The organism is Paraburkholderia sp. SIMBA_030 (assembly GCF_046535245.1).
In the GTDB taxonomy this organism is placed as follows: Bacteria; Pseudomonadota; Gammaproteobacteria; order Burkholderiales; family Burkholderiaceae; genus Paraburkholderia.
Genome location: NZ_JAWRXB010001782.1, coordinates 1 through 231 on the forward strand (window position 1 = coordinate 1; position 231 = coordinate 231).

Sequence of the window (231 nt, forward strand, 5' to 3'; positions counted from 1 at the left end):
ATATTTACTGAAACGCCTATTATGGGCATCAGTGATTATCCTAACCGACTCAAAGCCTGTCTTGCCAGCTCAACATCCAAATATGATCCACAAGTCGTCATTTTAACACCAGGTCGCTTTAATAGTGCCTATTATGAGCATGCTTTCTTAGCGCATGAGATGAATGTGCCACTCGTCCATGGTTATGATTTGGTCGTTGAGGACAGTAAAGTCTATATGCAAGGCATTCGT

Annotated in this window: 1 protein-coding gene; it reads left to right on the forward strand. The window is 42.0% G+C overall.

Features of this window, described 5'->3' with window-relative positions:
* The coding region (locus tag SB772_RS46115) for a circularly permuted type 2 ATP-grasp protein (protein ID WP_410839281.1) at positions 1-231 on the forward strand (231 nt) is incomplete at both ends.